Origin of the sequence: Vibrio sp. SCSIO 43133 (genome assembly GCF_023716845.1) — a bacterium.
Lineage (GTDB): Bacteria > Pseudomonadota > Gammaproteobacteria > Enterobacterales > Vibrionaceae > Vibrio > Vibrio mediterranei.
The window spans coordinates 2960686-2987447 of sequence record NZ_CP068024.1; the positions used below are offsets into that span (position 1 = coordinate 2960686).

The 26762-nt window shown below is 45.4% G+C and carries 19 protein-coding genes, 4 tRNA genes, 3 rRNA genes and 1 other annotated feature; of the genes, 9 read left to right on the top strand and 17 right to left on the bottom strand.

The window, feature by feature from the left end:
- Nucleotides 1-48: 48 nt before the first annotated feature.
- Entirely contained in the window at nt 49-1431 is a 1383-nt protein-coding gene (trhP, locus tag JKJ11_RS13910) for a prephenate-dependent tRNA uridine(34) hydroxylase TrhP (RefSeq protein WP_006074777.1), read from the top strand.
- 2 nt (nt 1432-1433) lie between these two features.
- The gene (locus JKJ11_RS13915; protein WP_006074776.1) at nt 1434-1688 is read left to right on the top strand and encodes a YfhL family 4Fe-4S dicluster ferredoxin; all 255 of its coding nucleotides are present in this window, start codon (nt 1434-1436) and stop codon (nt 1686-1688) included.
- 33 nt (nt 1689-1721) lie between these two features.
- On the opposite strand, the gene JKJ11_RS13920 is transcribed toward JKJ11_RS13915, so the two are convergent.
- The 12 genes from JKJ11_RS13920 to rluD form a co-directional block, all read right to left on the bottom strand.
- Complete coding sequence (locus JKJ11_RS13920; RefSeq protein ID WP_038223073.1) at nt 1722-2030, bottom strand: hypothetical protein; 309 nt, start codon at nt 2028-2030, stop codon at nt 1722-1724.
- Nucleotides 2031-2208: 178 nt separating this feature from the next.
- Complete coding sequence (locus JKJ11_RS13925; protein ID WP_252038350.1) at nt 2209-2544, bottom strand: DUF1904 domain-containing protein; 336 nt, start codon at nt 2542-2544, stop codon at nt 2209-2211.
- 220 nt (nt 2545-2764) lie between these two features.
- Nucleotides 2765-2841: transfer RNA gene (locus JKJ11_RS13930), tRNA-Trp, on the bottom strand.
- A gap of 35 nt (nt 2842-2876) precedes the next feature.
- Nucleotides 2877-2953: transfer RNA gene (locus JKJ11_RS13935), tRNA-Asp, on the bottom strand.
- Between the two features lie 56 nt (nt 2954-3009).
- Nucleotides 3010-3125: ribosomal RNA gene (gene rrf, locus JKJ11_RS13940) — 5S ribosomal RNA — on the bottom strand.
- A 90-nt stretch (nt 3126-3215) separates the two neighbouring features.
- A 23S ribosomal RNA gene (locus JKJ11_RS13945) occupies nt 3216-6102 on the bottom strand.
- Nucleotides 6103-6376: 274 nt separating this feature from the next.
- Nucleotides 6377-6452, bottom strand: a tRNA-Ala gene (locus JKJ11_RS13950).
- Nucleotides 6453-6493: 41 nt separating this feature from the next.
- Nucleotides 6494-6570: transfer RNA gene (locus JKJ11_RS13955), tRNA-Ile, on the bottom strand.
- Nucleotides 6571-6634: 64 nt separating this feature from the next.
- A 16S ribosomal RNA gene (locus JKJ11_RS13960) occupies nt 6635-8187 on the bottom strand.
- Together the 16S, 23S and 5S rRNA genes with 4 tRNA genes alongside form the textbook arrangement of a ribosomal RNA operon.
- 488 nt (nt 8188-8675) lie before the next feature.
- Nucleotides 8676-11249 (bottom strand): ATP-dependent chaperone ClpB, encoded by a 2574-nt coding sequence (clpB, locus tag JKJ11_RS13965; protein ID WP_006072932.1) that lies wholly within the window; start codon nt 11247-11249, stop codon nt 8676-8678.
- Between the two features lie 86 nt (nt 11250-11335).
- Nucleotides 11336-12064, bottom strand: a complete 729-nt coding sequence (gene pgeF / locus JKJ11_RS13970) for a peptidoglycan editing factor PgeF (RefSeq protein ID WP_252038351.1) — start codon at nt 12062-12064, stop codon at nt 11336-11338.
- On the bottom strand, nt 12064-13038 hold the full coding sequence (gene rluD / locus JKJ11_RS13975; RefSeq protein WP_171389603.1) for a 23S rRNA pseudouridine(1911/1915/1917) synthase RluD: 975 nt from the start codon (nt 13036-13038) through the stop codon (nt 12064-12066). The genes pgeF and rluD overlap by 1 nt, the downstream gene beginning before the upstream one ends.
- Nucleotides 13039-13168: 130 nt before the next feature.
- Between rluD and bamD the strand changes: the two genes are divergently transcribed.
- The 4 genes from bamD (at nt 13169) to pheA (ending at nt 17525) form a co-directional block, all read left to right on the top strand.
- The gene (gene bamD, locus JKJ11_RS13980) at nt 13169-13894 is read left to right on the top strand and encodes an outer membrane protein assembly factor BamD (RefSeq protein ID WP_006072929.1); all 726 of its coding nucleotides are present in this window, start codon (nt 13169-13171) and stop codon (nt 13892-13894) included.
- A gap of 160 nt (nt 13895-14054) precedes the next feature.
- A complete protein-coding gene (locus JKJ11_RS13985; RefSeq protein WP_252039122.1) occupies nt 14055-15476 on the top strand; it encodes an MltF family protein in 1422 nt (473 codons plus the stop codon).
- 286 nt (nt 15477-15762) lie between these two features.
- Nucleotides 15763-16089 carry a ribosome hibernation-promoting factor, HPF/YfiA family gene (hpf, locus tag JKJ11_RS13990; RefSeq protein ID WP_006072926.1) on the top strand — a complete coding sequence of 109 codons (327 nt, stop codon included), beginning with the start codon at nt 15763-15765 and terminating at the stop codon, nt 16087-16089.
- 122 nt (nt 16090-16211) lie between these two features.
- Nucleotides 16212-16331 (top strand) — a sequence feature (Phe leader region).
- Nucleotides 16332-16343: 12 nt separating this feature from the next.
- Nucleotides 16344-17525: a prephenate dehydratase gene (gene pheA / locus JKJ11_RS13995; protein ID WP_006072925.1), complete on the top strand. Its 1182-nt coding sequence runs from the start codon at nt 16344-16346 to the stop codon at nt 17523-17525.
- Nucleotides 17526-17594: 69 nt separating this feature from the next.
- Here the strand turns inward: pheA and JKJ11_RS14000 are convergent, their stop codons facing one another.
- Nucleotides 17595-18254: a YiaD family glycine zipper/OmpA-like lipoprotein gene (locus tag JKJ11_RS14000; protein WP_252038352.1), complete on the bottom strand. Its 660-nt coding sequence runs from the start codon at nt 18252-18254 to the stop codon at nt 17595-17597.
- 189 nt (nt 18255-18443) lie between these two features.
- Here JKJ11_RS14000 and yjjX point away from each other — a divergent pair, with 189 nt between their 5' ends.
- Nucleotides 18444-18959, top strand: coding sequence for an inosine/xanthosine triphosphatase (gene yjjX / locus JKJ11_RS14005; RefSeq protein WP_252038353.1), 516 nt, complete (start codon nt 18444-18446; stop codon nt 18957-18959).
- A gap of 43 nt (nt 18960-19002) precedes the next feature.
- Here the strand turns inward: yjjX and trpR are convergent, their stop codons facing one another.
- Together trpR and sltY are read right to left on the bottom strand one after the other, a co-directional pair.
- Nucleotides 19003-19290 carry a trp operon repressor gene (gene trpR / locus JKJ11_RS14010; RefSeq protein WP_006072922.1) on the bottom strand — a complete coding sequence of 96 codons (288 nt, stop codon included), beginning with the start codon at nt 19288-19290 and terminating at the stop codon, nt 19003-19005.
- A gap of 72 nt (nt 19291-19362) precedes the next feature.
- Nucleotides 19363-21306 carry a murein transglycosylase gene (sltY, locus tag JKJ11_RS14015; RefSeq protein WP_252038354.1) on the bottom strand — a complete coding sequence of 648 codons (1944 nt, stop codon included), beginning with the start codon at nt 21304-21306 and terminating at the stop codon, nt 19363-19365.
- A gap of 303 nt (nt 21307-21609) precedes the next feature.
- On the opposite strand from sltY, the gene ettA reads away from it, so the two are divergent.
- Nucleotides 21610-23277 carry an energy-dependent translational throttle protein EttA gene (gene ettA, locus JKJ11_RS14020; protein ID WP_006072920.1) on the top strand — a complete coding sequence of 556 codons (1668 nt, stop codon included), beginning with the start codon at nt 21610-21612 and terminating at the stop codon, nt 23275-23277.
- A gap of 146 nt (nt 23278-23423) precedes the next feature.
- Nucleotides 23424-24431 (top strand): M23 family metallopeptidase, encoded by a 1008-nt coding sequence (locus tag JKJ11_RS14025; RefSeq protein ID WP_031493144.1) that lies wholly within the window; start codon nt 23424-23426, stop codon nt 24429-24431.
- Between the two features lie 54 nt (nt 24432-24485).
- Here the strand turns inward: JKJ11_RS14025 and tyrA are convergent, their stop codons facing one another.
- Together tyrA and JKJ11_RS14035 are read right to left on the bottom strand one after the other, a co-directional pair.
- Nucleotides 24486-25613 carry a bifunctional chorismate mutase/prephenate dehydrogenase gene (gene tyrA, locus JKJ11_RS14030; RefSeq protein ID WP_252038355.1) on the bottom strand — a complete coding sequence of 376 codons (1128 nt, stop codon included), beginning with the start codon at nt 25611-25613 and terminating at the stop codon, nt 24486-24488.
- 8 nt (nt 25614-25621) lie between these two features.
- Nucleotides 25622-26695: a 3-deoxy-7-phosphoheptulonate synthase gene (locus JKJ11_RS14035; RefSeq protein ID WP_006072917.1), complete on the bottom strand. Its 1074-nt coding sequence runs from the start codon at nt 26693-26695 to the stop codon at nt 25622-25624.
- Nucleotides 26696-26762: the final 67 nt, after the last annotated feature.

The window sequence follows — 26762 nt, forward strand, 5'->3', positions numbered from 1 at the left end:
ATTAGGTGGCACAACACTGACTTGAAATCAGATTAGAGATATAAAGCAATGTTTACTCCAGAACTTCTGTCACCTGCTGGCAGCCTTAAGAACATGCGTTATGCATTCGCCTACGGTGCGGACGCGGTTTACGCAGGTCAACCTCGTTACAGCCTTCGTGTTCGTAACAACGAATTCAACCACGAAAACCTTCAGATAGGTATCAATGAAGCGCACGCCCTAGGTAAAAAGCTTTATGTGGTTTGTAACATTCAACCGCATAACTCGAAGCTAAAAACCTTCATCCGTGATCTAAAACCTGTTGTTGAAATGGGTCCAGACGCACTGATCATGTCTGACCCAGGTCTTATCATGATGGTTCGTGAAGCATTCCCTGAAATGCCGATTCACCTATCAGTACAGGCAAACGCCGTAAACTGGGCGACTGTTAAGTTCTGGGCAGCTAATGGTGTTGAGCGCGTTATCGTGTCTCGTGAGTTATCGTTAGAAGAGATTGAGGAAATCCGTGAACATTGCCCTGAAACTGAGCTAGAAGTATTCGTACACGGCGCACTTTGCATGGCTTATTCAGGTCGCTGTCTACTATCCGGCTACATCAACAAACGCGATCCAAACCAGGGTACGTGCACCAATGCATGCCGCTGGGAATACAAAGTTGAAAAAGCGACTGAAAACGACGCAGGTCAAATTGTCGAAGAATTTGTTCCTGAGGCACAAGCAGTTGAAGTCGTTGATGAGCGTCCGGAGACCACTATTGGTCGTGGTAAACCAACGGATGAAGTCGTACTACTTTCTGAAAGCCATCGTCCAGAAGATAAAATGGCGGCATTTGAAGATGAGCATGGTACGTACATCATGAACTCCAAAGATCTTCGTGCGGTGCAGCATGTTGAGCGTTTGACTAAGATGGGTGTCCACTCACTTAAGATTGAAGGTCGTACTAAATCTTTCTACTACTGTGCTCGTACTGCTCAAGTTTACCGTAAAGCTATTGATGACGCTGTTGCTGGCAAACCGTTTGATGAATCACTATTAGGCACGCTAGAAAGCCTAGCTCACCGTGGTTATACAGAAGGCTTCCTGCGTCGTCATACTCATGACAGCTATCAAAACTATGACTACGGTTATTCCGTTTCCGATTCTCAGCAATTTGTAGGTGAGTTTACCGGTAAACGTCGTGGTCACTTGGCTGAAGTTGAAGTGAAAAACAAATTTGTGGTTGGCGATAGCCTTGAGTTAATGACACCAAAAGGCAATGTGGTATTCAGCCTAGAAGTGATGGAAAACCGTAAGTCAGAAAGCATCGACGACGCTAAAGGTAACGGTCACTTCGTCTTCATTCCAGTACCAGAGGAGTTGGATCTGGACTACGCACTACTTATGCGTAACCTAAATTCAGGACAAGATACACGTAACCCAACTGGTAAGTAACCATGGCACTATTAATCACTGACAAGTGCATCAACTGTGATATGTGTGACCCTGAATGTCCTAATGGGGCAATTAGTATGGGCAGCGAGATCTTTGAGATCGACCCCCATTTATGCACGGAGTGCAAAGGGCACTACGACAAACCAACTTGTCAGTCCGTCTGCCCAATCACAAAATGTATCATCACCGATCCAAACCATGTGGAAACCGATGATGAGCTACTTGAGAAGTTTGTGATTATTCAAGGTATGGCCTAGTCAGCAAAAAGCCTCCAAGCGGAGGCTTTTTTATTACCCAGACTTTTCGATCGGAAAAACATTGCAGTAAAGCTCTTTCTCATACTGCATCTCCAGTTTTTTGCGCCAGTTTTCTGCAGAGTTAATAGGAATTAAATAGAACTTCTCTCTGCTGGTGTCGGTCACAAAGGCAATACCGTGCTGCATCAACTCATAGTGAATATCATTGATGAAACCGAGTGTGAAACTTTGCCTACCGGATAGTTGATTAATGTCCTCTCTAGTTAGAATCACTCCATCTTTTTCTGAAGCGAATCTCTCCCTAAGCCATCGGGCAAACTGCCTTGATGAGATCATAGTCATAACAGTCTTCCTTACCCAAAACTTAATGGGGAAATCCCCAAAAATACAGTAGATAAGCCTTAACTCAATAACAATAACACCAAGAAACAAAAAGACTAATCTACCGAAGTATTGATAACCATAGTCAACATACTTCGACTTCTCCAGTCCCAATTGTGAGAGTCACCTTATTCAAGTACTAACCGTAATGCTGTCCATTATCGTAGTAATTTGCAGGCTCAAGCGCACTAAAGATTACCGCCACATCTACCTCTTTTCCAAGGGCTGAGCGTACTTGAGTCGTAATAACTGTGGCCACTGAATCTTTGACTTCCTGTCCCCGATCAAACCAAAGAACTTCAATAAATGGGTAAGCATGAGTGACCTTATTATCAAAGTAAAAAGTGGAAGCAATATGCTCAACAGTGAAGTCCTCTTTGGGGCAGTCCATTAACGGTTGCAGTTCATCAACTAGTGGACTCGAAAGAGTTTTAACAAGCTCAGGTTCAATCGCTCTAAATCGTAAATGAGGCATAATCATATCCATGTATTTGATAACGATTACGAGTATATCAGTGAACAATGAGATTAGAGAATTTAGGAAAGGAAAAACGAAAAAGGCTCTGACCTAAGTCAGAGCCTTTAAATATGGCAGGAGTGGAGAGATTTGACCGGGCTGGCGACCCAGCTCCCAACACATCGCTTTGAAAAGCGAAAACAAAAAAGGCTCCGACCTAAGTCAGAGCCTTTGAATATGGCAGGGGTGGAGAGATTCGAACTCCCAACACGCGGATTTGGAATCCGCTGCTCTGCCAATTGGAGCTACACCCCTATCTTCGTGTTTATTGAGACGACTCTCAAATAAAGTGGCGGAGTGGACGGGACTCGAACCCGCGACCCCCGGCGTGACAGGCCGGTATTCTAACCAACTGAACTACCACTCCGCAGTGGTCTATTTAAAGTCTTATCTTAAGCGTGCTTTAAACAGATTGTGTTCAAAGCCTGGCGATGTCCTACTCTCACATGGGGAAGCCCCACACTACCATCGGCGCTATTGCGTTTCACTTCTGAGTTCGGCATGGGATCAGGTGGGTCCACAACGCTATGGTCGCCAAGCAAATTCTTAATTCGGAAAGCTGTTAATGCGTTCTCATACACATTCAATTTGTTCTTGCTTTGAGTCCATCAAAACCCTTTGGGTGTTGTATGGTTAAGCCTCACGGGCAATTAGTACAGGTTAGCTCAACGCCTCACAACGCTTACACACCCTGCCTATCAACGTTCTAGTCTCGAACAACCCTTTAGGACGCTTAAAGCGCCAGGGAAGACTCATCTCAGGGCTCGCTTCCCGCTTAGATGCTTTCAGCGGTTATCGATTCCGAACTTAGCTACCGGGCAATGCGTCTGGCGACACAACCCGAACACCAGAGGTTCGTCCACTCCGGTCCTCTCGTACTAGGAGCAGCCCCCTTCAATCTTCCAACGCCCACGGCAGATAGGGACCGAACTGTCTCACGACGTTCTAAACCCAGCTCGCGTACCACTTTAAATGGCGAACAGCCATACCCTTGGGACCGACTTCAGCCCCAGGATGTGATGAGCCGACATCGAGGTGCCAAACACCGCCGTCGATATGAACTCTTGGGCGGTATCAGCCTGTTATCCCCGGAGTACCTTTTATCCGTTGAGCGATGGCCCTTCCATTCAGAACCACCGGATCACTATGACCTGCTTTCGCACCTGCTCGAATTGTCATTCTCGCAGTCAAGCGGGCTTATGCCATTGCACTAACCTCACGATGTCCAACCGTGATTAGCCCACCTTCGTGCTCCTCCGTTACTCTTTGGGAGGAGACCGCCCCAGTCAAACTACCCACCAGGCACTGTCCTCATTCCCGATTAGGGAACCAAGTTAGAACATCAAACATACAAGGGTGGTATTTCAAGATTGCCTCCACGAATACTGGCGTACTCGCTTCAAAGGCTCCCACCTATCCTACACATGTAGGCTCAATGTTCAGTGCCAAGCTGTAGTAAAGGTTCACGGGGTCTTTCCGTCTAGCCGCGGGTACACTGCATCTTCACAGCGATTTCAATTTCACTGAGTCTCGGGTGGAGACAGCGTGGCCATCATTACGCCATTCGTGCAGGTCGGAACTTACCCGACAAGGAATTTCGCTACCTTAGGACCGTTATAGTTACGGCCGCCGTTTACCGGGGCTTCGATCAAGAGCTTCGTCCGAAAACTAACCCCATCAATTAACCTTCCGGCACCGGGCAGGCGTCACACCGTATACGTCATCTTGCGATTTTGCACAGTGCTGTGTTTTTAATAAACAGTTGCAGCCACCTGGTATCTGCGACTCTCGGTAGCTCCATCCGCGAGGGACTTCACCACTAAGAGCGTACCTTCTCCCGAAGTTACGGTACCATTTTGCCTAGTTCCTTCACCCGAGTTCTCTCAAGCGCCTTGGTATTCTCTACCCGACCACCTGTGTCGGTTTGGGGTACGATTCCTTACAATCTGAAGCTTAGAGGCTTTTCCTGGAAGCATGGCATCAATGACTTCACTACCGTAGTAGCTCGACATCGTGTCTCAGCCTTAAAAAGGTCCGGATTTACCTAAACCTTAAGCCTACGCACTTAAACCTGGACAACCGTCGCCAGGCCCACCTAGCCTTCTCCGTCCCCCCATCGCAATTGTAAGAAGTACGGGAATATTAACCCGTTTCCCATCGACTACGCCTTTCGGCCTCGCCTTAGGGGTCGACTTACCCTGCCCCGATTAACGTTGGACAGGAACCCTTGGTCTTCCGGCGAGGAGGTTTTTCACCCCCTTTATCGTTACTCATGTCAGCATTCGCACTTCTGATACCTCCAGCAGACCTTACAGTCCACCTTCAACAGCTTACAGAACGCTCCCCTACCCAATGTGTAAACACATTGCCGCAGCTTCGGTGTATAGCTTAGCCCCGTTACATCTTCCGCGCAGGCCGACTCGACTAGTGAGCTATTACGCTTTCTTTAAATGATGGCTGCTTCTAAGCCAACATCCTAGCTGTCTAAGCCTTCCCACATCGTTTCCCACTTAGCTATACTTTGGGACCTTAGCTGGCGGTCTGGGTTGTTTCCCTCTCCACGACGGACGTTAGCACCCGCCGTGTGTCTCCCGGATAGTACTTACTGGTATTCGGAGTTTGCAAAGGGTTGGTAAGTCGGGATGACCCCCTAGCCTTAACAGTGCTCTACCCCCAGTAGTATTCGTCCGAGGCTCTACCTAAATAGATTTCGGGGAGAACCAGCTATCTCCAGGTTTGATTGGCCTTTCACCCCTAGCCACAAGTCATCCGCTAATTTTTCAACATTAGTCGGTTCGGTCCTCCAGTTGATGTTACTCAACCTTCAACCTGCCCATGGCTAGATCACCTGGTTTCGGGTCTATATCCAGAGACTGAACGCCCAGTTAAGACTCGGTTTCCCTACGGCTCCCCTAAACGGTTAACCTTGCCACTGAATATAAGTCGCTGACCCATTATACAAAAGGTACGCAGTCACACCACGAAGGTGCTCCTACTGCTTGTACGTACACGGTTTCAGGTTCTATTTCACTCCCCTCACAGGGGTTCTTTTCGCCTTTCCCTCACGGTACTGGTTCACTATCGGTCAGTCAGTAGTATTTAGCCTTGGAGGATGGTCCCCCCATATTCAGACAGGATATCACGTGTCCCGCCCTACTCGATTTCACTGATGATGAGATGTCGGTTACGGGGCTATCACCCTGTATCGCGGCACTTTCCAGAGCCTTCACCTGTCTCATTAAAAGCTTAAGGGCTAATCCAATTTCGCTCGCCGCTACTTTCGGAATCTCGGTTGATTTCTCTTCCTCGGGGTACTTAGATGTTTCAGTTCCCCCGGTTCGCCTCGCTGAGCTATGTATTCACTCAGCGATAACTGCTTATGCAGTTGGGTTTCCCCATTCAGGAATCTCAGACTCACAGGTTTTTACTACCTAATCTGAGCTTATCGCAAGTTAATACGCCTTTCATCGCCTCTGACTGCCAAGGCATCCACCGTGTACGCTTAGTCACTTAACCATACAACCCCAAAGGGTCTTTGTTACGTAACCAAAGTTGTCTGCATTTTTATACATGTGCAGACTCGATTTTGCCGGACTCAAATATGAATAGCTTTCGCTATTCCCAAGAACACTTGAATGTGTGTTGGTACCTACATCTTTCGATATAGGATTTGAGAACTTTTAAATGAATAACATTAATCAAATGTTATTCGTCAGCTTTCCAAATTGTTAAAGAACTTGATTCATAAAGAATCATTTTTAAATATTCTCAAAGAGAAAACACTTAAAGATGGTGGAGCTAAGCAGGATCGAACTGCTGACCTCCTGCGTGCAAGGCAGGCGCTCTCCCAGCTGAGCTATAGCCCCATCAGTGTTGATGCTTACCGCCAATCATCTGGGAGGAAGATTGGTGGGTCTGAGTGGACTTGAACCACCGACCTCTCGCTTATCAGGCGAACGCTCTAACCACCTGAGCTACAGACCCAAGCATCGTCTTTAATCTAAACCTAATCAATCTGTGTGAACACTCATCGCAATAATCTTTCGTATAAGGAGGTGATCCAGCCCCAGGTTCCCCTAGGGCTACCTTGTTACGACTTCACCCCAGTCATGAACCACAAAGTGGTGAGCGTCCTCCCGAAGGTTAAACTACCCACTTCTTTTGCAGCCCACTCCCATGGTGTGACGGGCGGTGTGTACAAGGCCCGGGAACGTATTCACCGTAGCATTCTGATCTACGATTACTAGCGATTCCGACTTCATGGAGTCGAGTTGCAGACTCCAATCCGGACTACGACGCACTTTTTGGGATTCGCTCACTTTCGCAAGTTGGCTGCCCTCTGTATGCGCCATTGTAGCACGTGTGTAGCCCTACTCGTAAGGGCCATGATGACTTGACGTCGTCCCCACCTTCCTCCGGTTTATCACCGGCAGTCTCCCTGGAGTTCCCGACATTACTCGCTGGCAAACAAGGATAAGGGTTGCGCTCGTTGCGGGACTTAACCCAACATTTCACAACACGAGCTGACGACAGCCATGCAGCACCTGTCTCAGAGCTCCCGAAGGCACACCTGCGTCTCCGCTGGCTTCTCTGGATGTCAAGAGTAGGTAAGGTTCTTCGCGTTGCATCGAATTAAACCACATGCTCCACCGCTTGTGCGGGCCCCCGTCAATTCATTTGAGTTTTAATCTTGCGACCGTACTCCCCAGGCGGTCTACTTAACGCGTTAGCTCCGAAAGCCACGGCTCAAGGCCACAACCTCCAAGTAGACATCGTTTACGGCGTGGACTACCAGGGTATCTAATCCTGTTTGCTCCCCACGCTTTCGCATCTGAGTGTCAGTATCTGTCCAGGGGGCCGCCTTCGCCACCGGTATTCCTTCAGATCTCTACGCATTTCACCGCTACACCTGAAATTCTACCCCCCTCTACAGTACTCTAGTCCGCCAGTTTCAAATGCAGTTCCGAGGTTGAGCCCCGGGCTTTCACATCTGACTTAACGAACCACCTGCATGCGCTTTACGCCCAGTAATTCCGATTAACGCTCGCACCCTCCGTATTACCGCGGCTGCTGGCACGGAGTTAGCCGGTGCTTCTTCTGCAGCTAACGTCAAACGAGCACGCTATTAACGTACCCGCCTTCCTCACTGCTGAAAGTGCTTTACAACCCGAAGGCCTTCTTCACACACGCGGCATGGCTGCATCAGGCTTGCGCCCATTGTGCAATATTCCCCACTGCTGCCTCCCGTAGGAGTCTGGACCGTGTCTCAGTTCCAGTGTGGCTGATCATCCTCTCAGACCAGCTAGGGATCGTCGCCTTGGTGAGCCATTACCTCACCAACTAGCTAATCCCACCTGGGCATATCCTGACGCGAGAGGCCCGAAGGTCCCCCTCTTTGGCCCGAAGGCGTTATGCGGTATTAGCCATCGTTTCCAATGGTTATCCCCCACATCAGGGCAATTTCCCAGGCATTACTCACCCGTCCGCCGCTCGACGCCGTTAACGTCACCCGAAGGGTCAGTTAACTCGTTTCCGCTCGACTTGCATGTGTTAGGCCTGCCGCCAGCGTTCAATCTGAGCCATGATCAAACTCTTCAATTTAAGATTTTGTCGGCTCAATGAATACTGAACATTACATAAAGTAATGTTTGAATTGACTGTGCTGAATCTTTCGATTCAATGGTCACTTCGTTTCATTGAAACCTAATTTGATACCGAAGTATCTAATTTGATTATCATCAACGAGTGCCCACACAGATTGATAGGTTTATATTGTTAAAGAGCTTGTTTTGAGCCTTACTCAAAACGGACGGTCATTTTAGCTATTTCAGTTATCGTGTCAACCACTTTCCTAACTAATTTTGCTTTACTTCTTTAGAAGCAACTTGACCTGCTAACTCGTGAAGGCTTTTAGTTGCCTCATCCCGTGTCAGCGAGGTGGCATTATAGAGATGAACCAATTCTTGGCAAGCGCTAATTTGAAATAAAATCGTTTTTTACAGCCGTTCGAACACAAAAGAAACAAAGCGTCGAAAAAAGACACAAAAAGGGGGCTAAGCCCCCTTTTATTAGTCTATTTCCCTTGCTATTTACTGCCCGACAGCAATTTTGTCGTTGTTCACTATCAAACGAACTGGCTTAGTCGGGTCAACTTTGCCGGCAAGTATCTCTTTAGCCAACGGATTTTCGATACTTTGTTGAATAGCTCTTTTAAGCGGTCTAGCTCCATATACTGGGTCATAACCTACTTTGGCGATGTAATCTAAAGCTGCATCGGCAACCACTAGGTGATAGCCATTGTCTTCCATGCGTTTGCCCAAGCGTTGCAACTGAATACCCGCAATAGATTTAATGTGCTCCGCACCCAAAGGATGGAAGACCACACTTTCATCTACACGATTTAAGAATTCTGGCTTGAAGTGAGAGGTCACAACATCCATTACTTCTCGCTTAATACCCTCATAATCAAGCACCTGGAAATTCTCTTGGATACGAGATGAACCAAGATTCGATGTCATAATGACTACCGTATTTCTAAAGTCGACTGTTCTACCTTGTCCATCGGTCAAGCGACCATCGTCGAGAACTTGCAGTAGAATATTAAAAACATCAGGATGCGCCTTCTCAACTTCATCCAGCAAAATAACCGAGTATGGTTTACGTCTAACGGCTTCCGTTAGGTATCCACCTTCCTCATAACCTACATAACCGGGAGGGGCACCTACTAAACGAGCGACTGAGTGTTTCTCCATGAACTCAGACATGTCGATACGCACCATGGCGTCTTCACTATCAAACATAAAACTTGCAAGCGTTTTACATAGTTCCGTTTTGCCCACACCAGTTGGGCCAAGGAATAAGAAAGAACCTATTGGACGATTAGGATCCGCGAGGCCAGCTCGACTACGGCGAATGGCATCAGATACAACTTCGACAGCTTCCGCTTGCCCTATGACGCGTTTGTGCAGAACATCTTCCATTTTTAGAAGCTTATCTTTTTCTGCCTCAAGCATTTTAGATACTGGAATCCCAGTTTGCTTTGATAATACTTCCGCGATTTCAGCATCTGTCACTTTGTTGCGAAGCAAGCTCATTTCTTGCATTTCAGCTTGAGTCGCTAAATCGAGTTGTTTCTCTAGCTCTGGGATACGGCCATATTGTAGCTCAGACATTCGGTTCAAATCGCCTGCACGTCTTGCCACATCCATATCGAGTCTTGCCTGTTCGAGTTCAGACTTAATATGTTGAGTTCCCGATAGCGCTGCTTTTTCTGCATTCCAGACTTCTTCCAACTCCGCATAGTCACGCTCTTTTGACTCTAACTCTTCATTGAGAGCAAGCAAGCGCTTCTCACTAGCATTATCCGACTCATTTTTGAGAGCTTGCTGCTCGATTTTTAGTTGAATGATTTTACGTTCTAACTTATCCAAAGATTCTGGCTTCGAATCTATCTGAAGTCGAATGCTCGACGCAGCTTCATCAATAAGGTCGATCGCCTTGTCGGGTAGTTGTCTATCAGTAATATATCGATGCGATAAACTCGCTGCAGCAACAATAGCAGGGTCAGTAATTTCAACATGGTGATGGAGCTCATAACGCTCTTTCAAACCACGTAATATCGCTACGGTGTCTTCGACGCTTGGTTCATCAACCAGTACTTTTTGGAAGCGTCGTTCTAACGCCGCATCTTTTTCAATATACTGGCGATATTCATCCAATGTTGTCGCACCTACACAGTGCAGTTCACCGCGCGCTAATGCAGGCTTTAACATATTGCCTGCATCCATCGAACCTTCACCTTTCCCAGCACCAACCATAGTGTGCAGCTCATCGATGAACAGAATGATGTTACCTTCTTCTTTAGCTAGTTCATTTAGGACCGATTTCAAACGCTCTTCAAACTCACCACGATATTTGGCGCCAGCCACCAATGAGCCCATATCTAAAGAAAGAACACGACGCCCACGCAAACCTTCAGGGACTTCATTATTTATAATGCGTTGTGCTAGTCCTTCTACGATAGCTGTCTTACCTACACCGGGCTCACCTATAATGACGGGGTTATTTTTGGTACGACGTTGAAGTACTTGAATGGTGCGGCGAATCTCATCGTCACGACCAATGACCGGATCAAGCTTGCCTTGTTCCGCTCGCTCAGTAAGATCGATGGTAAATTTCTCCAAAGCTTGGCGCTTTTCTTCCGCATTGGGATCATCTACTTTCTGACCACCACGAATTTGCTCAATTGCTTGGTTTACTTTTGCTTCTGTTAACCCTTGCTGTTTCAAAAGCGCACCTAAAGGGCCTTTATCTTCTATTGCTGCAAGCAAAAAGATCTCAGAAGAGATATAGGCGTCTTGACGCTTTTGAGCAATTTTGTCACAGAGATTAAATATTTGCCCCATAGCACTAGACAGCTGAACATCGCCACCGACACCTGTGACTTTAGGAAGTTTGTCCATTAACTCAGACAGCTTGGAACGTAATTGAACCACATCGACGTTCAGCATGGTTAATAGTGGACGAATAGAACTGCCCTCTTGGTTAAGCAAAGCAACCATAAGGTGAACAGGTTCAATATATTGATGATCTCGACCCAATGCCAATGACTGAGCATCAGAAATAGCAATTTGGAATTTGCTAGTAAATCGATCTAGGCGCATAGCAACCCCCGTTTAAATTACATACAGCTTGTTATGCAATTAAGATGGTTGCTAGCAAAACGGATTTCAAGACAAAGGAGTGAAAATCAGTGACTGATCCAGATAAAGCTTGCCATACGACCTGTCTTTCCATCACGTCGATAAGAAAAGAAACGCTTTTCATCGCTAAATGTGCATAAGTTACTCAGCGTTACATCACTGATCGCTGAAGCTTGTAATTTCATCTGTGCAATGAGTGCCAGATCAGCAAGCCATTTCTCTGGATTCACGCTTTCTTTAAACGCAATTCCATATTCAGGATTCATCTGACAAAATGCGTGTTTCACATCCAGCCCAACTTCAAAAGACTCAAAGCCAATTGCTGGTCCAATCCAAGCCTGTGCTTCACTATCGAACAGGCCAGCGGCCTTTTCGACAATCCCGTCGGCCAATCCACGCCATCCTGCATGGACCGCAGCAACTGCTGTTCCATCCTTTGCACATATTAGAATTGGTAAGCAATCTGCCGTCATGGCACTAAGGACGACACCGGGCGTTCGTGTAAAACTCGCATCCGCGTCCAATACCAGTTCAGTTGGAGCTTGAACGATAGCGACTCTAGTCGAATGAGTTTGATTAAGCCAAACAGGAGAAGACGGCATATTCGCACTGATTTCCAGTGCTCGACGGTTTGCCAATACATCGGAAGGTTCATCACCAACATGCATCCCTAAATTAAAACTGGAAAATGGAGCCTTTGAGACTCCATTCTCACGTGTTGAGCTTACCGCTTCAACATTATTAGGTTTGCTCCAGTTTGGCGTCAGAAGCGACATTAATAATCTTCTTCTTTGTTTAACTTAGCGTCTTCACGCAACGCTTCCGTCATGACCACCATGTCATCTGGAATAGGAGCATGGAAAGTCATCTCTTCTCCAGTAACTGGATGCGCAAACTTAAGCATTACCGCGTGCAGAGCTTGACGATCAAAGCTACGAATCATCTGAGTCAGTTCTTCGCTCGCTCCGCGTGGAATACGAGCGCGGCCACCATAAGCGCTATCACCTAACAGTGGATGCTGAAGATAAGACATATGAACACGGATTTGGTGAGTTCGACCCGTTTCTAGACGTAAACGAATACGAGTGTGCTCTCGGAAATGTTCTGCAACTCGGTAATGAGTTACCGCAGGTTTACCAAGTTCGTTCACAGCCATCAGTGTACGTTTAGTCGAGTGACGACCGATCGCTTTATCTACCATACCACCAGCCGTCATTTTACCGATAGCAATAGCTTCGTATTCACGGGTGATGTTACGCTTTTGTAGAGCACGTACCAATCGAGTTTGAGCAGGAACCGTCTTAGCGACAACCATCAAACCTGTCGTATCTTTATCGAGGCGGTGAACAATACCTGCGCGTGGTACTTCTGCGATCGCTGGGAAATGATGTAACAAGGCATTAAGAACCGTGCCATCTGGTGTCCCTGCTCCAGGATGAACAACGAAATCTCTTGGCTTATTGATCACAATAATGTCATCATCTTCGTAGACGATATTAAGAGGAATGTCTTGAGCTTCAAAGCGCTCTTCATCTTCTAGTTCAGCTTGAACGGTTATCAACTCACCGCCCATAACTTTGGTACGCGGTTTAGTGATTACCTCACCGTTAACGGCAATTTTTCCGTCCAGAAGCCACTCTTTCAGGCGCGAACGGGAAAAATCTGCGAACAATTCAGCTACAGCTTGGTCTAAACGTTGACCTAACTGGCTGTCTTTTACTGTATTTGTTAATTCAATCTGCTGAGCCATATCGAACTTTTTAAAAAACCTTGGGACTAATACCACGAGTGTGGATAATATAGCCCATCATTGTATCCGTTACTGAGAAGAAAAGTAATGGACACGGAAAAATATTTACGTCAAGGAAACTCGTTCTCGTATGAAACTACTTAAACTAACAAGCTTGCTTTCTCTAGCTTTGTTGTTTGGTTGTGCTGACAAAGAAGTCACCGTCCCAGATGTTCCGCCTTCCCAGCTCTACGCTGAAGCTCAAGAATCGTTACAAGGTGGTAACTGGACATCAGCCATTGAGCGCCTTGAAGCGCTGGATTCTCGCTACCCATTTGGTGCTTACACTGAACAAGTACAACTTGATTTGATTTACGCTTACTACAAGAACGATGACTTAGCGCTGGGTCTGGCTACGATAGAGCGTTTTTCTCGATTGAATCCAACTCACGAACGTTCTGACTGGGTGTTGTACATGCGAGGTCTAACGCATATGGCACAAGACAGAAACTTCATGCATGACATTCTCAGGATCGATCGCTCAGACCGCGACCCTGAGCCAGTAAAAGCTGCATTTGCTGATTTCGATCGCCTACTAAAACGTTACCCGAATAGTGCTTACGCCGAAGACGCACAGAAACGTATGGTTGCGTTGAAAAACCGTTTGGCTAAATATGACCTTGCTACCGCTGATTTCTATATCCGACGTGAAGCTTGGATTGCCGCTATCAATAGAGCTCAAGAAATTCAAAAAACCTATCCTGATACGGAAGCAGCTCGCCAATCTTTAGTACTGCAAAAGAAAGCGTACGAAGAACTAGGAATGCAAGAGCAAGTTGAGCGTACTGAGAAATTAATGGAACTAAACCCACTTTAGGGTTATAGACAAATCCGCCTTCCAGAAGCGCTGCCAATGCAGCGCTTTTTTGTGCCCATAAGTTGGCAAAATTCCTTTTTTATTTATATATTTATCTTTAGCTAAGTAGCAAAAAGGGATAGTTGTGAAAGCGATTTTATTATGTTTTGTCATAGGGATCATGACACTTCCAGTAAGGGCTTTAGAGTTAACTCCTCTAAGTAATGAACCCTATACTGGTGATTTGGATAGTTTAGTAGAAAAGCGTGTTATTCGCGTTTTGGTCTCTGCTGATCTTGGTTTCTATTACATAGAAAAAGGACAACCCAAAGGGATTGGAGCGGAACAGCTCTATCACTTCGAGAAAAATCTCAAAAAGAAGTACTCCAAGATGAAAGTACAGGTTATTCCTGTACCAAGAGACGACCTCATTCCGGCTTTAGTTAATGGCTATGGAGATCTGGTTGTCGCAAACCTCACAATTACACCCAAACGACAAGAAATCATTCAGTTCAGTACCCCGATTCTCTCTGACATCAGCGAGCTGATTGTGACGACTAGCGACTATCCGTCTTTAGAAAGTGTCGAAGACCTGAGTGGTCAAGAAGTTTGGGTTCGTGGAAGCTCCAGTTATTTCGAGAACTTACAGGCACTAAATCAAAAACTAACCAACGATGATAAGCCTCCTGTCTACGTTCAGTATTTAGAAGAAACGCTTCAAGACTACGAATTGGTCGAAATGGTCAAGCAAGGCTATATTGGAGCGACCGTCCTCGATAGCCATAAAGCATTCTTTTGGAACAAGACGTTTGACGATTTGAATATCCATGACTCAATACCATTGAGTAAAGATGGTCAAATCGCGTGGGCCATGCGCAAAGACTCACCAAAATTAGAGAAACAAGTAAACGCCTATATTAAAACGGCCAAGCAAGGCACATTGCTGGGTAATGTTATTTATAACAAATATTTGGATAACACAGGCTGGTTTTCAAAGGCCCTTGATCCTAAGAATGTCCAACAATTGGATAAGCTGATTTCATTGTTCAAGAAATATGGCGACAAATACGACTTTGACTTCCTTATGATTGCTGCACAGGCTTTTCAAGAATCTAAGCTAAACCAAAACAAAGTCTCACCCAAAGGCGCTGTTGGCATCATGCAGGTCCTTCCAAGTACCGCTCGTGATCGCAATGTAAACATCAAAAACATCAATAAAATTGAGAATAATGTCCATGCTGGCGTGAAATATATGCGCTTTATCCGAGATAGATACTTTAGCGATGACGCGATAAGTAATGATGACAAAGTTTATTTATCGCTGGCGGCCTACAATGCAGGTCCGGGAAACATCGCTAAAATGCGGCGCTTAGCCACCAAGCACGGTTACGACCCCAATAAATGGTTTGGCAATGTGGAGCTGATGGCACGAAGAAATATTAGCTCAGAGCCCGTTACTTACGTCGCCAATATCAATCGATACTATGTCATCTACAAACAGCTAGAGTCTCTACAGCAGATCAGGCAGGAGCAACAAGCACTAAATAGTGACATTGAATTTTATCGAGTTTTGGGGTCAAAAGAAGAAACCATTACTGAGTGATAGTGATCACATTTTAAAGTCGAGTGAATTTTAAGCAGGAGATTTCTTAGGTCGTAAAAACGCGCCAAAAATGGAGGATTTTCAGTGCGCTACTCTTTCCAAATTAATGACTTTTGACGGAAAAGAAAGTCTTTTCATGTGTTAACAGTGAAAAGTTTTGCGTTAGATCACATTTAAATTTTGATGCGAAAAACCCTATCATTTTAGTGATCTATATCACATTCTTTTCTCCATGGATAAGTAATCTGGAGTTAACCCATGAGGGATGCAACAGAGGAAAAAACATATGAGAGTAAACATCACTGGTAAAAACATTGAGATCACCTCTGCAATCCGTGAGCATATCGAAAGCAAGTTTAAGAAGTTAGAAAAATGGCAAGTGGATATCATTAGTTGCCAGACTGCTTTCAGCGAAGAGCCGAACAAACAAATGAAATTCGAAGCGTCCATTACGGTACCCAAAGGCAAACTTGTCGCTTCCGCTACTCATGAAGATTTATATGCTGCCGTTAACGAGGTAGAACAGAAGTTAGAACGTCAGCTAAACAAACTCAGACATAAGCCAGAAGCGAGACGCACGGATAAGCCTGAGTTAGTAGAAGAAACCGAATAAAGGCTCGTAAATAAAACGATTGTAGAATAGCGCCGTAAGGCGCTATTTTTTTGCTTGACGCTCCCCACTCCCTTGCTTATTGTGTGGCTTAGCCCAAAAAAACTTAAGACTACATTTTCTATGTACCCGATTAATCTGTTCTTTTTTGACTTCTTTTTTCTCCACTAGGCTTGGAGGCTTCTTCGTTTTCGAAAGAAAAGTCAAAAACGAACGGAAAGCCTCCCAATGGGAGGTTTTTTTATAAGGATTATTTGATGACAGACACAAACTACTCACTTGAAGAAATTCGCTTACGTCTGAACGAGCTAGACGACAACTTGTTGCAGCTTCTTTCTGAACGTCGCAAGCTCAGCATTGAAGTAGCAAAAAGCAAAGTAGAAACCTCAAAACCGGTTCGTGATGCCGCTCGTGAGCAACAGCTTTTGGTTAAGCTCATTAATAACGGTAAAGACAAGTACGAGCTGGATGCGTCTTACATCACAAAGATCTTCCACACCATCATTGAAGATTCTGTTCTGCTGCAACAGGTTTACCTGCAAAACCTAGCCAACCCGCAACAAAGCAGAAAACCTGTTGCTAGAGTGGCCTTTCTAGGCGCTAAGGGTTCTTATTCACACCTAGCAAGCCGAGATTATTTCTCTCGCAAGAACACGGAGCTCATTGAACTCAATTGTGACCAGTTTAAAGAAGTCACAAAAACGGTTGAGTCAGGTCATGCTGATTTCGGTGTATTGCCTATTGAAAACACCAGCTCTGGCTCAATTAATGAAGTATTCGACTTACTGCAACATACGACTTTACATATCGTTGGTGAAATCACCCAACCTATTGAGCACTGCTTGGTTGCGACCAAAGAAATTCGTCTGGAAAACATCAAAACGCTGTACTCTCACCCACAACCTCATCAGCAATGCAGTGAGTTCTTGGGCAGACTATCTGGCGTTCAACTAGAGTCTTGTGCAAGTACAGCGGATGCAATGCAGAAAGTTCAGCAGCTTAATAGAGACGATGTTGCTGCAATCGGCCACGCAGCCAGTGGCAAACTGTATGGCTTGCAATCGATTCAAAGCAACATTGCTAATCAGACAGAAAACCATACTCGATTCATCGTCGTTGCAAGAAAGCCTGTTGAAGTGTCAGCGCAAATTCCAGCAAAAACTACCTTTATCATGGCGACGTCTCAACAAGCAGGTTCGTTGGTTGAAACCCTCTTAGTACTCCAGCGCTATGGAATCAATATGACCAAGCTCGAGTCACGCCCTATTATGGGTAATCCTTGGGAAGAGATGTTTTATGTGGATGTGGAAGCCCATAAAGACTCAGAATCAATGCAACAAGCCATTCATGAGCTTATAAAAATCACTAAATACCTTAAAGTACTGGGTTGCTACCCTATCGATAACGTAAAACCAGTGATGCCCGATTTAGGTGAATAAAAACAAATAGCCCCAGTCATCATGAGCTGGGGCTATTTCTATTTTACGAGCTGTGGCCTGTCTTCAAAGCTACTTTAGCGGCAGAATCTTAATCTCCACTCGACGATTACATTGACGCCCATCTGGTGTAGAGTTGCTGCAAATTGGGAATCGCTCACCATTACCACGGGCGACCGCACGACCTGCCGCTACATTCTGACTAATCAAGAACGAACGTACTTGCTCAGCGCGCTTTTCTGATAGCTCTTGGTTGTATTGAGCACTACCCGTACTATCTGTATAGCCTTCGATAACTAAACTGGTATCAGGATACTCAACCAAAATACGCGCTACACCTCTCAGTGTGTTGTGAATACTACTGTTAAGAGCGTGAGAATTACTGTCAAAACCAATACCGTTCTCTAAACGTAATAAAAGTTGATTGTCACCAACACGCTCAACTTGCACACCTGAATTTAACAACTCTTGTCTCAGCGCTTTTTCTTGTTGGTCGAAATAATATCCGACACCACCACCCAACGCTGCGCCACTCGCCGCACCAATAAGAATCCCACGGCTATCACCACCTGAAGCAATACCAACAGCTGTGCCAGCAATTGCGCCAATCACAGCTCCTTTGGTTGCTGAGTTTGTCTCATACTCTCCTGTTGTCGCGTTTTGTCGCTGCGTCGCTTGGCAACCAACAAGAGAAATAAGCCCTAAGGCAACCACTACTTTTTTTAATCTCATTTCTATTATCTCTTATGCGTACAACATTACCATCAAATACAGAATATCGTACCATATAAATTCTAATTATTCCTAATGGAGGCATTTAGCACTCACACTAATGATAAAAAACACATCGTTATTAAATGACAAATCTAAGGTAGATTTACGTTAGAATTAAGCCCAAACGTATAGACAGGATAAGTAATAATGAACAAAGTGGTTATCGCGTCGCTTAACCCAGCCAAAATCAATGCCGTAAAAAGCGCCTTTGAATCCGCTTTTCCTAGCCAAACGTTCACTTTTCAAGGGGTAAACGTGGCAAGTGGCGTGGCCGAGCAACCTATGAGCAATGATGAAACTCATCTTGGTGCTAAAACACGAGTTCACAATGCCAAGAAAACCGTCAAAGACGGTGATTTCTATGTTGGGATTGAAGCTGGTTTAGATGGGCATTCCACGTTTGCATGGATGATTATTGAAACAGAGACACAGACGGGCGAATCAAGAAGCGCTAGTCTAATGCTTCCACCCGCTGTCGTAGACCAGCTGTCGCCAAGCGTTGAACTAGGCGATGTGATGGATAAGACCTTTGGTACCGATAATATCAAACAAAAAGGCGGGGCAATTGGTTTGCTAACCCAGCATCAGCTCACACGCAGTTCTGTGTATCACCAAGCGTTAATACTGGCGCTGATCCCATTTACCAATCCTGAACACTTCTAAAGACGTTTGCTCTAACAAGGTAAGCGAAACCCGTAGGTTTCGCTTACTTAAGCAATAAGTCGCTGAGCGCGTTCTTATCTTTGTCGGCCAAGCGCTTTACTTCCGCAGAGCCACGAGTAATGGTCGCCACACCTACGCCTAACATCTGACTAATTTGGCGTTGTGACATGTCTCCCTTTAACAACTCACAGAGAATGTTCACCCGCGCCGTCACTGCTTCACGTTCATCTGGTGTTAGCAACATCGTCATCAGCATTGCTTGCTGCTCACTGCTTTGCGAACGCTGAATAAGGTCGAGTACCTGTTGCCAGTCTTGATAGTGTGGTTCCATTTAATATTCCATCAGAAACATCCAGTTACCCATTCTAACTCCAAGCCCACATGAATTGGTAGCCCATCTCCACTAGTAACGTTTTTTCGCTTCCGCTTCAGTGAGGAAACTTCCCTGAACACCAAGTAAATCTCGATAGTAGACTTGAAACATTAGAATGTTCTGAACGTAACCACGAGTCTCTCTAAAAGGTATCGCTTCAATAAAGGCGATGGCATCTAACTTGCCATCAGAAGCTTCACGCCAACGTTTTACGCGGTTAGGCCCTGCATTGTAGGCAGCTAATGCATAGATACGGTTATCATCGTAGTTATCAAGCAGCTCATTAAGGTAGTGCGAGCCTATCTCAATGTTCTTACCCACCTGATACAAGTCACTAGTACTGCCGTAGCGTATCTTGTGCTTTTTCGCAGTATACTTTGCCGTAGCTGGCATAATCTGCATCACGCCGCGAGCACCAACAGGAGAGCGCGCTTCCACATCCATCGCGCTTTCTTGACGTGCTAGCGACATGAGTAACACGCTATCAAGGTCGAGCTTGTCACTGTAGAAATCAAACCACCAGCGATGAGCCGTTGGGAAGCGCAATGACATGTTGTCCCACATTTTGGCAGAAATTGTCGCTACGACGGTGAAGTGATGCCAACGGTTCTTACCAGCATAAGCCGCTAACATCTGCTTCTCATCCGCAGTTACGTTAGACAACAAGAAACGCCACTCTGATTTAGCTGCGGCTATTTTGTCTCGCTCAATCAACTCTTCGATTCGATCTAAGCTAGCTTGATACGGCGCTACGACTTCGGAGTCTAACACTGTCGTGGAAATAGGATAAACAATAGAGTGCTCTAGGTATGTCGCGGCAGCGGCGCTGTAGAAGTTACGCTGACCTACAATCCCTTCTAGGCGTTGTTGTCCTTGCTCTTTGTTACCTGTTACCAACTCAGAACGCGCCAACCAATATTGCCAACGACTGGTTTCTTGTTTCTCTGGCGACATTTTACTAATCCAACGGTTCAAGCCTTTCCAATCGGCTTGTTGCACCGCAAGACGCGCTCTACGTTCCAAGTAACCATCATTGCTTGATTGGCTAAGCACTTTATCACGCCAGTTAGCTTCGGCTTCGGAATCCGTCGTGATGTAACGCATCGCCACATAATCTTGCATCGACTGTTGCAACTCATCGTCTAGCGAGGCATTTTTACTCAGTTGAGTTAGTGCGGTTCTTGCTTTATCTCTGTCACTACGAGCTAACTTTCGGAGTGACAGTTCAGTTAGCTGGTTTTTATATGGTTGTGAGAAATTACTGTCAGCAAAAGACACCACCTTATTAGGTGATTTGAACAGGTCTTTAATTTGTTTCCCCTGCTGTTTACCTGTCGATGTTGCCAGCTTCTTATTTAGATAGTTAATTAATGACCCATTACGCTTTTCAAAAGCAAGGATCATTCGCTCGACAATTAGTTGGTCGGTCAGCGCTCCTGACTTATCCCATTCCTTGAATAACTTATCACAAGCACTATCAACACTATTTCCACTCAACCATAAGTTTTGAGCGCCTTTGTACGCCTCCTGTTTATTCCCAGTTTTAAGCTGAGCATAGTGGTAGTGACATTGATATCGCTCGCCATTTGGGTAAGAGGTTTGAAAGGTTAGAATGTCTTGCCATTTGTTTTGACGGGCCAATTGATCCAAATACGGCGCTCTAATACGATAGGAGAAAGGGAAACCCTTATGCTGCTCAATAAATGCATTGACGTCCTCAATCGACTTATCTGCAAGCTGCAAAGAAAACACTCGATAATCGACATAAGGAGTCAAAGCGTAATCTTCAATTTTAGGCCGAAGTTTTTGATAACCACTGATATCTTTTTTATCAATGAGCTTTTGCGCCCTATCATAATCTGAGCGTTGTTGTTCTAGTTTTGTTTCTGCCGCAAATGCAGGCCATGCCAGTGAGGCTACTATGACCGAAGTAACTGCTAGCAGTCGTTGCTTATACCGTCCGTATAAAAGCATGTACCGATTTCCTTAGATGCTGTGAAGAATGACCAGTGAGCTTATTGTTGTCGTTTTTTATTGAGCCTTGTCAGCTTCATTTGAATACATGGTCAATCTTCAATTTAAGACCAATTACTCCTTCTTGCCAATGGGTTTGTCATTAAGAATTTGTTTCCATTGTTGAGAATTCCCTGACTCTTGGCGAAACCGCGCATTTTGAATGATATTGAGGCTTAAGATCGCACAACGAAAATTGAAACGTTCTGACTGCGTAGTGTAAAATAACAACTTTATTGACTTCAAAAGTAGGAACGATCGGCAATGGCTGAATACGTCTATACCATGTCGCGCGTGAGCAAAGTAGTGCCACCAAAGCGACAAATCCTTAAAGATATCTCTCTTAGCTTCTTCCCTGGTGCAAAAATCGGTGTTCTAGGCCTAAATGGTGCTGGTAAATCTACCCTTCTACGTATCATGGCGGGTATTGATACTGATATCGATGGTGAAGCGCGTCCGCAACCTGGTCTAAACGTAGGTTACTTGCCGCAAGAACCCGTTCTTGATGAATCAAAAACGGTTCGTGAAATCGTTGAAGAAGCAGTATCCGATGTTGCTGGTGCAATGAAGCGTCTAGACGAAGTGTATGCGGCTTACGCTGAACCAGATGCAGACTTCGACGCATTGGCTAAAGAACAAGGTGAGTTAGAAGCTCTTATCCAAGCGAAAGATGGTCATAACCTAGAGAACGCCCTAGAGCGTGCCGCTGACGCTCTTCGTCTACCTGAGTGGGATGCGAAGATTCAACACCTATCCGGTGGTGAGCGTCGCCGTGTCGCTATCTGTCGCCTATTGCTTGAGAAGCCAGACATGCTGCTTCTTGACGAACCAACCAACCACCTAGATGCCGAATCTGTTGCTTGGCTTGAACGCTTCCTAGTGGACTACAATGGCACTGTTGTTGCGATTACCCACGACCGTTACTTCTTAGATAACGCAGCAGGTTGGATTCTTGAACTTGACCGTGGTGAAGGTATTCCCTGGGAAGGTAACTACACTTCATGGCTAGAGCAAAAAGACGCACGTCTGCAACAAGAAGCGTCTCAAGAGAAAGCTCGTCAGAAAACCATTGAAAAAGAGCTGGAATGGGTTCGTCAAAACCCTAAAGGCCGTCAAGCGAAGTCAAAAGCACGTATGGCACGTTTTGAAGAGCTACAAAGTGGCGATCATCAAAAACGTAACGAAACGAACGAGCTATTCATTCCACCGGGTGAGCGTTTAGGTGATAAAGTTCTAGAAGTGAACAACCTGACTAAGTCATTCGATGGCCGTGTACTGATTGATGATCTTTCTTTCAGCATTCCAAAAGGTGCTATCGTAGGTATCATCGGTGCTAACGGTGCGGGTAAATCGACATTATTCAAAATGCTAAGTGGCACAGAGCAACCAGATGCCGGCACGATTGAACTTGGTGATACCGTGAAACTGGCTTCTGTAGAACAGTTCCGTGATTCAATGAACGATAGCAATACGGTTTTCCAAGAGATCTCAGAAGGCGCTGACATCATTAAGATCAACAACTTTGAAATTCCTGCGCGCGCGTACTGCTCACGCTTTAACTTCAAAGGTAGCGACCAACAGAAGATCATCGGTGAACTTTCCGGTGGTGAGCGCAACCGTGTTCACCTAGCTAAGCTTCTTAAAGCGGGTGGCAACATGTTACTACTCGATGAGCCTACCAACGACCTAGACGTTGAAACTCTACGTGCACTTGAAGAAGCACTACTTGAGTTCCCAGGCTGTGCCATGGTTATCTCGCACGACCGTTGGTTCCTAGACCGTATCGCTACTCACATCATCGACTATCGCGATGAAGGTCAAGTTAACTTCTATGAAGGTAACTACACTGAGTACATGGAATGGCTGAAGAAGACTTTGGGTCCAGAAGCTGCTGAACCACACCGTATTAAATACAAACGCATCTCAAAATAACCGTTTGAATTTGAGATAAACTTGTTTTTTTTCAAGAGGGCGCTAATAATAGCGCCCTCTTTTTTGTGATTTTCACCCACAAAATAACGAAATTAACTGAAAAATCACCACATTTCATAGACAAATGTAGTGTTGCGATAATCACTATGCCGAATAGAATCAAGGTAGTAATACCGAATGAACAAGGAAAGAAACGAACTCTGCGTTTAGGACGAAAGCGTACTTACACTGCCATCCTCTTCGCTGCAGCCTTTCCTGTTGCCTTGGGCTTAGTCGGTTATTCCTATAACCAATCTCAAACACAGCTGTCATCTACTGAAGTGTCTCTGACGGATCTACAGCAAGAAAAAGCGCTACTTGAAGCTAAACTGGAAGAACAAGTCAATGTCACTCACGATCTTTCTCAAGAACTTGAAGAGAAACGTGATGAGCTCCAACTCCTGAGCAAACGAGTTAATGACGTGGAAACAGTTCTTGGTCTCACCGATGAAGAGCTCTACGATGCTGAAATGCCATTAGCGGAGCGTATTGATGCGGCCGCCATTGACTCCGCAGTTCGTGCCACAATGCTGCGCTTAATTCCCAATGATAGCCCGGTTACTTATCAGCGCGTTTCCTCGTCTTATGGACGACGTACTAACCCTATATCTGGTAAACGCCAGTTACATACTGGTATCGACCTAACCTGTAAAACAGGTGAACAAATCTTAGCGCCAGCCGATGGCGTTATTGAAACGGTAAGACCAAGCCGTCAAGGTTATGGTAACTATATGACGGTGCGCCATTCATTTGGTTTTATGAGCTCTTACGCTCACTTACATAAGTTTAAAGCTAAGAGTGGGCAGTTCGTCAGCAAAGGAGACGTCATCGCTACGTGTGGAAATAGCGGTAATTCAACCGGACCACACCTTCACTATGAAGTACGCTTTTTGGGGCGCACACTTAACCCTCAGTACTTCATCGATTGGAGCCCTGAGAACTTCGATTACGTATTCGAGAAAGAAAAGAAAGTGCAATGGGCACCGCTGATTGATCTTGTCGGGAGCGTGGTTAAGCTACAAATCAACCTAACCAATGCACCCTATGTGGATTCTTCGATTAAAACTGCCGTTACCGAAGACGCCACCAGCGAAACAAGTGAACAGACAAACTAAAAAAACGCAGCGACTTCGCTGCGTTTTTTTAATTGGTTCTTTCATCGCACGCTTTTAACCGCGATGAATGGCATCGTTAGCCTGCTTCAGTAGATTCTGACTCTCAGACATAAACTGCTGTGAATAATCACCAAACCACTCGCTAACTTCATTAAACTCAGAGATGAACTTATCTTTATCTTTGCTATCAAGCAGTGCTAATGCTTCTCCAAACTGTTTATGGAAGCACTTGATCATCTCAATGTTCTCTTCTGAAGACATAATAATGTCACCGTATAAGCTTGGGTCTTGAGCAAATAATCGACCCACCATCGCCAACTCGAGTCGGTAGATAGGTGAACTGAGTTTAACTAACGTATCTAAATCCGGGTTCTGCTGACTTAAGTGGCGACCGTAAGCAAACGAGGTAAAGTGACGAAGCGCTTGGATAAGCGTCATGCCTTTATCATGCTGCTCTGCAGAAATCTGACACAAACTTGCGCCCCAAATCTTGAACTGCTCCAACAGCCACTGGTATTCGTTCTCACCTCGGCCATCACAGTAAACAATCACCTGTTTCGCAAGGCTTGGTACATCAGGACCAAACATCGGGTGAAGACCAACAACGGGACCTTTGTGAATATCAAGCATTGAGTTCAAAGGTTTAGATTTGATCGATGTTAAATCACAAAGGATACAATCTTTCGGTAACGCATTTAGCTTTTCAATCACACCCTCAGTGAGGTGAATCGGCACAGTGACAACAACCAAACCAGCATTATCGAGAATCTCATCTGCACGATCCCAATCTTGGCTGCCTAGTACTTTGACTTCGTAGCCAGACAGTTTGAACATTCTACCAAATAGGCCACCAAGTTGACCGTTACCACCAACGATAACCACTGAACGTAACTCTGGATTTAGACATTTGAATCCAGAGTCTTTTTCGCTCGCGTAAGACTCGCGCATCGTACGGCGCAGAATGTCTTCAATTAGCTGTGGTGGTATGCCCTTCTTCGCCGCCTCTTCACGACGAGACGCTAGCATGGCAGCTTCTCTATCCGGAGCATAGATAGGCAAACCATGACGGCTTTTCACTTCACCAACTTGTTCTACTAGGGATAGACGCTTCGCAAGAAGCTCGAGCATTTGCTTATCGACTTCATCAATTTGGTCGCGCAATGCGTTCAATTCAGCAGCCATGGACGTGATTATTCCTTAATACGATTTTCCAAGAATGGGACAAGCTCTTTATGAGCATGACGTAATAGTGCCTCAGTTGTATCCCAATTGATACATGCGTCGGTGATCGACACCCCATATTTCATTTGATCTAGAGGAATATCTGAACTTTGGTTTCCTTCATTGATATGACTCTCAATCATTAGACCAATAATAGATTTGTTGCCTTCTCGGATTTGGTGAATGACATCTTCAGCTACTAGTGGTTGACGACGGTAATCTTTACGAGAGTTAGCATGACTACAATCCACCATCAATGACGCATCAAGATTCGATTTCGCTAACTCTTGCTCACATTCGGTGACCGATACTGAGTCATAATTGGTCTGCTTACCACCACGTAAGATAACATGGCCATTTTCGTTACCTTGAGTCGTTAATAGGGCGACTTGACCTTCACGGTTGATTCCCATAAAACGGTGACTTGATGAAGCAGCTTGCATCGCATTAATTGCTGTCGCCAAACTACCATCGGTACCATTTTTGAAGCCGATTGGCATCGAAAGACCACTGGCCATTTCGCGGTGAGTTTGTGACTCTGTTGTACGTGCACCAATTGCCGCCCATGAGAAGGTATCCGCCAAGTATTGTGGACTGATCGGGTCAAGCGCTTCTGTCGCTAATGGAATATCCATTTCTGCAAGCTCTACCAAGAGTTCGCGCCCTACGTGCAGTCCGTGCTCAATATCGAAGGTACCATCCAGTTGAGGGTCATTAATCAAGCCTTTCCAGCCTACCGTTGTACGCGGCTTTTCAAAGTACACACGCATAACAATGTATAGCTGGTCGTTAAGCTGCTCCGACAACGCTTTCAAACGCTTTGCGTACTCTTTCGCCGCTTCTACATCATGAATAGAGCAAGGCCCACATACGACAAGTAGACGATGATCTTTCTTATGAATAATGTTAGCGATAGTCTCACGGGAATCTTGAATGAACTTTCTAGCTTTTTCACTCAGCGGTAATTTTTCTTTTAGTTGTTCTGGTGTAATCAGTACCTGTTCGTCACTGATATTAATATTACTTAGTTCACTCTTCTTCATGGCCTCACCTGTAAATATTATTTTACACCGAACTTTATAATTAAAACCGTCCGGCTAAGCTTTAACT

Coding starts and splice junctions, on each gene's coding strand:
- trhP (WP_006074777.1), top strand. CDS start 49: ATGTTTACTCCAGAACTTCTGTCACCTGCTGGCAGCCTTAAGAACATG.
- JKJ11_RS13915 (WP_006074776.1), top strand. CDS start 1,434: ATGGCACTATTAATCACTGACAAGTGCATCAACTGTGATATGTGTGAC.
- JKJ11_RS13920 (WP_038223073.1), bottom strand. CDS start 2,030: ATGACTATGATCTCATCAAGGCAGTTTGCCCGATGGCTTAGGGAGAGA.
- JKJ11_RS13925 (WP_252038350.1), bottom strand. CDS start 2,544: ATGCCTCATTTACGATTTAGAGCGATTGAACCTGAGCTTGTTAAAACT.
- clpB (WP_006072932.1), bottom strand. CDS start 11,249: ATGCGCCTAGATCGATTTACTAGCAAATTCCAAATTGCTATTTCTGAT.
- pgeF (WP_252038351.1), bottom strand. CDS start 12,064: ATGTCGCTTCTGACGCCAAACTGGAGCAAACCTAATAATGTTGAAGCG.
- rluD (WP_171389603.1), bottom strand. CDS start 13,038: ATGGCTCAGCAGATTGAATTAACAAATACAGTAAAAGACAGCCAGTTA.
- bamD (WP_006072929.1), top strand. CDS start 13,169: ATGAAACTACTTAAACTAACAAGCTTGCTTTCTCTAGCTTTGTTGTTT.
- JKJ11_RS13985 (WP_252039122.1), top strand. CDS start 14,055: ATGACACTTCCAGTAAGGGCTTTAGAGTTAACTCCTCTAAGTAATGAA.
- hpf (WP_006072926.1), top strand. CDS start 15,763: ATGAGAGTAAACATCACTGGTAAAAACATTGAGATCACCTCTGCAATC.
- pheA (WP_006072925.1), top strand. CDS start 16,344: ATGACAGACACAAACTACTCACTTGAAGAAATTCGCTTACGTCTGAAC.
- JKJ11_RS14000 (WP_252038352.1), bottom strand. CDS start 18,254: ATGAGATTAAAAAAAGTAGTGGTTGCCTTAGGGCTTATTTCTCTTGTT.
- yjjX (WP_252038353.1), top strand. CDS start 18,444: ATGAACAAAGTGGTTATCGCGTCGCTTAACCCAGCCAAAATCAATGCC.
- trpR (WP_006072922.1), bottom strand. CDS start 19,290: ATGGAACCACACTATCAAGACTGGCAACAGGTACTCGACCTTATTCAG.
- sltY (WP_252038354.1), bottom strand. CDS start 21,306: ATGCTTTTATACGGACGGTATAAGCAACGACTGCTAGCAGTTACTTCG.
- ettA (WP_006072920.1), top strand. CDS start 21,610: ATGGCTGAATACGTCTATACCATGTCGCGCGTGAGCAAAGTAGTGCCA.
- JKJ11_RS14025 (WP_031493144.1), top strand. CDS start 23,424: ATGCCGAATAGAATCAAGGTAGTAATACCGAATGAACAAGGAAAGAAA.
- tyrA (WP_252038355.1), bottom strand. CDS start 25,613: ATGGCTGCTGAATTGAACGCATTGCGCGACCAAATTGATGAAGTCGAT.
- JKJ11_RS14035 (WP_006072917.1), bottom strand. CDS start 26,695: ATGAAGAAGAGTGAACTAAGTAATATTAATATCAGTGACGAACAGGTA.